This window comes from Streptosporangium sp. OZ121, assembly GCF_051918885.1.
Lineage (GTDB): Bacteria > Actinomycetota > Actinomycetes > Streptosporangiales > Streptosporangiaceae > Streptosporangium.
Map to the genome: position 1 here is coordinate 1 of NZ_JBPXMC010000094.1, position 971 is coordinate 971.

Consider the following 971-nt stretch of genomic DNA (forward strand, 5'->3'; position numbering starts at 1 on the left):
ACCTCCCCGCCGCGCACCCACACCTCGGCCGCGCTCGTCCACAACCGGCGCACCCCACCGTCATCACGCCGCAACGTGCCCACCACCACACAGGCATCCGCGACCCCGGCCGCCTCCACACTCTCCAGCACCCCGATCCGCAACACCGGATGCGCACTGCACTCCACGAAGAACCGGAACCCCTCGCCCGCCAGCACCTCCACCGCCGGACCGAACCCCACCGTCTCGCGCAGATTCTCATACCAGTACGCCGCGCCGGCCTCCACACCCTCCAGCCAGCACCCCCGCACCGTCGAATACCACGCAGTACGCCCGATACGCGGCACCACCGGCGCCAGCAACGCGGCCAGCTCATCCTCGATCGCCGCCACATACGCCGAATGCGAGGCGTAATCCACCTCGATCCGCTTGGCCCGCACCCCCGCCAGCTCGTACTCGGCCAGCAACCCATCCAGCGCGTCCACCTCACCGGAGATCACCGTCGACGCAGGGCCGTTGACCGCCGCCACCGACACCCGCCCGTCCAGCCCGGCCAGCCGCTCGGCCACCTGCGCCGACGGCAACGGAACCGACACCATCCCGCCCCGGCCCGCCAACGCCACGATCGCCCGGCTGCGCAACGCCACCACCCGCGCACCGTCCTCCAGCGACAACGCACCCGCCACCACCGCGGCCGCGATCTCACCTTGGGAATGGCCCACCACCGCCGCCGGCTCCACCCCCAGCGAACGCCACACCTCCGCCAGCGAGACCATCACCGCCCACAACACCGGCTGGACCACATCCACCCGATCAAAGCCCGGCTGGCCCTCCTCGGCCCGCAGCACCCCGGTCAGCGACCAGTCCACGAACCCCGACAGCGCCGCCTCACACTCCGCCATCCGCGCCGCGAACACCGCCGACGACTCCAGCAGCTCAACCCCCATCCCCAGCCACTGCGACCCCTGACCGGGAAAGACGAACACCGTCTT

At 71.3% G+C, this 971-nt stretch carries 1 protein-coding gene; it reads right to left on the reverse strand.

Annotated features, from left to right (window positions below; genetic code table 11):
* Positions 1-971, reverse strand: a 971-nt coding sequence (locus ACTOQ1_RS42855) for an acyltransferase domain-containing protein (RefSeq protein ID WP_440074357.1), incomplete at both ends; no start/stop codon positions are given.